The sequence below is a fragment of the Deltaproteobacteria bacterium genome, from assembly GCA_016234845.1.
Classification (GTDB): domain Bacteria; phylum Desulfobacterota; class Deferrimicrobia; order Deferrimicrobiales; family Deferrimicrobiaceae; genus JACRNP01.
The window spans coordinates 1-5,071 of the sequence record JACRNP010000196.1 but is presented as its reverse complement, the minus strand read 5'-3'; the positions used below and the strand labels follow the sequence as shown (position 1 = coordinate 5,071).

General features: G+C 64.6%; 6 protein-coding genes and 1 tRNA gene. 5 read left to right on the top strand and 2 right to left on the bottom strand.

Translation table 11 applies throughout. From position 1 onward, the window contains the following. Nucleotides 1-47: 47 nt before the first annotated feature. Both HZB86_12165 and HZB86_12160 read right to left on the bottom strand, forming a co-directional pair. Nucleotides 48-572: a hypothetical protein gene (locus HZB86_12165; GenBank protein ID MBI5906277.1), complete on the bottom strand. Its 525-nt coding sequence runs from the start codon at nucleotides 570-572 to the stop codon at nucleotides 48-50. A 143-nt stretch (nucleotides 573-715) separates the two neighbouring features. Further along, nucleotides 716-792 (bottom strand) — tRNA-Arg (locus tag HZB86_12160). Nucleotides 793-1,029: 237 nt separating this feature from the next. On the opposite strand from HZB86_12160, the gene HZB86_12155 reads away from it, so the two are divergent. The 5 genes from HZB86_12155 to HZB86_12135 all read left to right on the top strand — a co-directional run. Beyond that, nucleotides 1,030-1,953: a dihydrodipicolinate synthase family protein gene (locus HZB86_12155; protein ID MBI5906276.1), complete on the top strand. Its 924-nt coding sequence runs from the start codon at nucleotides 1,030-1,032 to the stop codon at nucleotides 1,951-1,953. Between the two features lie 40 nt (nucleotides 1,954-1,993). Continuing rightward, nucleotides 1,994-3,145, top strand: coding sequence for a CoA transferase (locus tag HZB86_12150; protein MBI5906275.1), 1,152 nt, complete (start codon nucleotides 1,994-1,996; stop codon nucleotides 3,143-3,145). A gap of 94 nt (nucleotides 3,146-3,239) precedes the next feature. Continuing rightward, nucleotides 3,240-4,202 carry a TAXI family TRAP transporter solute-binding subunit gene (locus tag HZB86_12145; protein MBI5906274.1) on the top strand — a complete coding sequence of 321 codons (963 nt, stop codon included), beginning with the start codon at nucleotides 3,240-3,242 and terminating at the stop codon, nucleotides 4,200-4,202. Between the two features lie 6 nt (nucleotides 4,203-4,208). Then, the gene (locus HZB86_12140) at nucleotides 4,209-4,697 is read left to right on the top strand and encodes a DUF1850 domain-containing protein (GenBank protein MBI5906273.1); all 489 of its coding nucleotides are present in this window, start codon (nucleotides 4,209-4,211) and stop codon (nucleotides 4,695-4,697) included. Between the two features lie 26 nt (nucleotides 4,698-4,723). Further along, nucleotides 4,724-5,071, top strand: a 348-nt coding sequence (locus HZB86_12135) for a C4-dicarboxylate ABC transporter permease (GenBank protein ID MBI5906272.1), incomplete at its 3' end; no start/stop codon positions are given.

The following is a 5,071-nucleotide window of genomic DNA, read 5'->3' as shown; positions in this document are numbered from 1 at the left end:
TCCGGATCCGTGCCGATGACGATGACGGAACTGGAATTCCGGATACGTCAGCTGGTGAGTTTGCCGATCAGCAGATCCTTGATCCGGGAGGAAGAAATTCTGGCATATTCGTTGTACAGATTCGCCTTTTTCGTGAGGTACTCCCCGGGGGAGAGCAGTCCGGCCTCCTTCGCTTTTTCCAGGATGGCGAGCCTGTCGTTGACGAGGACCTGAATCTCTTCTCCAAGCTGCGAGACCCTGATCATGTTCTTCTGCATTTGTTGTTCACGAACGACTTTCAGAATCTTGCTGACCGCGTATGCGGTGACCGCCGCCACGAGGATCGGCAGGACAACGGAGAGAAACTGGTAGGTGCTGCCGCTGACGACGTGCCTGCCCCCCTTCATGAGACCCCATCTGGCCATGAACGCCCTGAAGGGAGAGGTGGTGAATGTCGAAGCGACCCACGAACCGACGATCAGCGCCGCGACAGCGCTCATGCCCGGAATCTGATTGAAGGCATGTCGTGCCAGGAAGGCGGACAATTCCTTCCCTTCCTTGAGCAGTCTGGTCCTGTCCCAGCGCTTGTCCATACCATATTACCTCGGTCAATCCTGTCAAAAGATTCAGCGCGTCGTGTGCCGAACATTGCGGGGAAGCCAACTCATTCAAAGGGACGACGCACCCTGGAGGATTCGGCCACTTCGAATCCTCGCATTGCGCGACAACGGAAGAATGGCGCGCCCTAGAGGATTCGAACCTCTGGCCACTTGATTCGTAGTCAAGTGCTCTATCCAGCTGAGCTAAGGGCGCGTCCGGGAGGAAAAGCATCATACTGCAAGGGGAATCCCGCGTCAACAACGCGCAATACAAATCCTCCTTCTCACCCCGATAAAGCGCGGATCGAGACGATCGTCATGCGATCCGGAGCAACGATCTTACGGCCAACGCACGCGGGAGGTTTTCCCCCATGCAGGATTGAATCTTCGGCATGGGTATAATGACCGGGATCGCCCAGGAAAAGGGTCCGTCGCCCGGAGGAGTCCGCCCATGCCGCCACAGGGGAATTTCGAGGGGGTTTATCCGATTCTCGCGACACCGTTCGACGACGAAGAGAACGTCGACCTGGAATCGTTCGGCCGCCTGGTCCGTTTCATGGCGGACATCGGGGTCGATGGCGTGACGATCCTCGGCGTCCTCGGCGAATCCGGACGGATGGTCGATGCCGAACGGGAACGGCTGATCCGGACCGCGGTGGCCGCCGCCGGGGGGCGCATCCCGGTGATCGTCGGGACCAGCCACAAGGGGTCCGCCGCGACGGGAACGCTCAGTCGGATGGCGGAGTCGCTCGGGGCGGCAGCCGTGATGGTGACGCCGTCGAGGGAGCCGGTTCCGAACGAGGATCGCGTCTTCGAATATTTCCGGCGGTCGGTCGGGGGGATTTCCATCCCGGTCGTCGTCCAGGACCACCCCGCCTCCACCGAAGTCCACATGTCGGTCGAGCTGCTGCTCCGGATCGTCCGGGAGATCCCGGGGGTCGCGTGCATCAAGGAGGAGGCGCCTCCCACGCCGACGAGAATCGCCGCGCTGGTCCGCGGTATGACGAGCCGCAAGGTGCCCATCCTGACGGGACTGGGGGCGCTCTACGGAATGTTCGACCTCGAATGCGGAAGCTCCGGCTTCATGACCGGGTTCGCCTTCCCCGAAGTCCTGATCGCCATCGTGAAGTCGGTCCGGGAGAACCGGATGGACGACGCGTGGGCGCTCTACCGGCGATTTCTTCCGCTGATCGTGTTCGAGCAGCAGCCGGGGGTGGCCGTCCGGAAGGAGATCCTCCGGATGCGGGGGCTGATTGCGGGCGGGCGGGTGCGGCACCCCGGCGCCGCTCTCTCCCCCGACGCGGCGAAACAGCTCCGGGCGGTCCTGGACCGGACCCTTCCGGGCGAGGATCTCGCCCGGCCGCTTGCGCTTTGAATCGACGGGGAACGACGGGAGACGGGTGGAGGAGGCGCGCATGGCCGGTCCGTTGAGCGGGATCCGCGTGGTCGATCTTTCGAGGGTCCTCGCGGGGCCTTTCTGCACGATGATCCTCGGCGACCTGGGGGCCGACGTGATCAAGGTGGAGAGGCCGGGGACGGGGGACGACACGCGGGAATGGGGCCCCCCGTTCGCGGCCGGCGAATCGGCGTACTACCTCTGCGTCAACCGGAACAAGCGAAGCGTCGCGCTGGTCCTGAAGACGGAGGAAGACGCGGGGATCGCGCGGGATCTCGCGGCCGCGAGCGACGTCGTGGTCGAGAACTTCCGCGTCGGCGTTGCCGCGAAGATGGGGCTGGGGTACGAGGAGCTGAAGGGAAGGAATCCGCGCCTCGTCTACTGCAGCATCACGGGGTACGGACAGACCGGGCCCTACCGCGAAGTCCCCGGGTACGATTTCATCATCCAGGCGATGAGCGGGCTGATGAGCATCACGGGGGAGAGCGGCGGGGAGCCGATGAAGCTCGGCGTGGCGACCGTGGACCTTACGACCGGACTGTACGCCGCCGTGGCGATCCTGGCGGCGCTCCGGGAACGCGACAGGAGCGGGCGGGGGCAGCGCATCGACCTTTCGCTCATGGACTCGGCGATCTCCTGGCTCGCCAACGTCGGGAGCAACTACCTCGTTTCGGGGGAGGTCGGCGGCCGCTACGGAAACGCCCATGCGAACATCGTCCCCTACCAGGTGTTCCGTGCGAAGGACCGGCGCATCGCGGTCGGAATCGGGAACGACGGCCAGTGGCGGAAATTCTGCGAGATCGCGGGCGCCCGGGAGCTGGCCTCGGACCCGCGGTTCGCGACCAATCCCGACCGGGTGAAAAACCGGGGAGAGTTGATCCCGTTGCTGGAGAAGATCTTCCCGGGCCGCGACAGCTCCTTCTGGATCGAAAACCTGTGGAGGGAAGGGATCCCGGCCGGCCCGATCCACTCCGTGGACGCCGTCCTGGCCGATCCCCACGCCGCCGCAAGGGAAATGATCGTCGAGATGGACCACCCCGCCGCCGGGAAGGTGCGGCTGATCGGATCGCCCATGAAGTTCTCGGGGACGCCGGTCGAGTACCGGCTTCCTCCGCCCCTCCTGGGCGAGCATACCGCCGCCGTTCTGAAGGAACGGATCGTCGCCGAATAGGCATCTCGTTATTCCGGATCGTTTCGGGCGCCATTTCGGTTTATACTCGTGTTTTATTATCTACCGACTTTTAACGGGACTAAGGAGGATTCCTATGAAGCGGTCCGTTCCGGCCGTTCTGTCGCTCGCCCTGGCGCTTTTCGCCCTCCCGGCGATGGCGGAGGAAAAGACGCGCCTTTCCGTCGTCACCGGCGGAACGGGCGGCGTGTACTACCCGCTGGGGGGGGCCGTCGCGAACGTGCTGTCCAAGCATCTGCCGGGCATCGCGGCCACCGCGGAGGTGACGAGCGCCTCGATCGACAACCTGAAGCTCATCGGCGCCGGCAAGGCGGACATCGCCTTCACCATGTCGGACAGCGCCTGGGAGGGGTTCAACGGCACCGGGAAATTCCCGGGGAAGGTTCCCCTGCGGGCCATCGTCGTCCTCTACGCCAACAAGACCCAGGTCGTGACCGTCCAGGGCAGAGGCATCGAGAAGATGAGCGACCTGAAGGGGAAGAGGATCTCGACCGGCGCGCCCGGAAGCGGGACGGAACTCATCGCGCTTCGCCTCCTCGAGGCGTACGGCCTCAACCCCGAGAAGGACGTCAAGCGGGAGAAGCTGAGCGTGGCGGAATCGGTGGGCGCGATCAAGGACAACAAGATCGACGCCTTCATCTGGTCGGGCGGCCTTCCCACGGCGGCGGTGGTCGACCTGGGCGCCACCCCGGGCCAGAAGATCAAGCTCCTGGACCATTCCGACGCGATCCCCGCCATGGTGAAGAAATACGGGCCCATGTACATCAAGGACAGGATCCCCGCGAAAACGTATCCCGGCCAGGACAAGGAAGTGAGCATCCTCTCGGTCTGGAACATCCTGGCGGTGAACGAGAAGTTGGACGACAAGCTGGCCTACAGGATCACGAAGACGATCTTCGAGAAGAAGCCGGAGCTCGTGGCCGTGCACAAGGAAGCCCAGCACATCTCGCTCGAGAGCCAGCTCCAGGGGGGATCGCCCATCCCGTTCCATCCCGGCGCCCTGAAATATTTCGCCGAGATGGGCGTGAAGAAGCACTGACCCTGCGTGCGCCGGACGCGAGGCCTGTCCCTCCTGCTGCTGGCCGCCGCGGGAGGGGCTCTCCTCCTGCGGCCGACGACCGTGCTCGAATTCGGGAACGACGGTCGGGGGATCGTGGCGATGTACCCCGTGAAGACGGGGGATGCGTTCTCCATCACGTACCACCACTCCATCTACCGCCGGCCGGTGGTCGAGGAGTTCTCGGTGGGCCCGGGCGGGGAGCTGGTCCTGACCGGCGTCCGCAGCGAAAGCGGGGCGGTGCTGGAGTATTTCGGATTCAGCGACTCCCGGCCGTTCCACGCCATGAATCGCCCGATGCGGACGATCGTGTTCCGTGTGGCCATGGAAGAGGCGCAGACGCTGACCTTGGGCGGCCGGCGGATCCCGTTCCTAGCCCTGGGCGATCCCGGCGACCGGATCACGCTCCGCGTGGCGGAGGTCTCCCCGGCGATCCGCGGAATCCGGTGGGCCGCGGGAAAATTGCGGCGGACGTGAATCCTCGCATGGCTACGGAGTAGGCGGTGACCGACAGGCGCGCCGGGGAAAACGGACCGGAGACCGCCGGGCTCGACATCGGGGTCAGCGAAGAGGCCCTGAAGGAAGCCGAAAAATTCGTGGAGGCCGAAGAGGGGGCGGCCAGCCACTTCCAGGGGAAGATCCGGACGTTTCTCGTCGCGGTGGGCGTCCTCATGTCGCTCTTCCACCTGTACGCCGCCTACGGGATCGTACCCGCCCAGGTCCTGCGGGCCATCCATGTCGGACTGGTCCTTTTCCTCACGTTCTTCCTGTTCCCGGCGGCCCCGAGGTTCCGCGACCGGATCATGGCGTTCGACGTCGTCCTGGCCCTCCTGTCGGTCGCCGCCATCGTC

Bases quoted from the DNA above. Each gene is read 5' to 3' on its own strand.
- HZB86_12165 (MBI5906277.1), bottom strand. From the start codon at position 572: ATGGACAAGCGCTGGGACAGGACCAGACTGCTCAAGGAAGGGAAGGAA.
- HZB86_12155 (MBI5906276.1), top strand. From the start codon at position 1,030: ATGCCGCCACAGGGGAATTTCGAGGGGGTTTATCCGATTCTCGCGACA.
- HZB86_12150 (MBI5906275.1), top strand. From the start codon at position 1,994: ATGGCCGGTCCGTTGAGCGGGATCCGCGTGGTCGATCTTTCGAGGGTC.
- HZB86_12145 (MBI5906274.1), top strand. From the start codon at position 3,240: ATGAAGCGGTCCGTTCCGGCCGTTCTGTCGCTCGCCCTGGCGCTTTTC.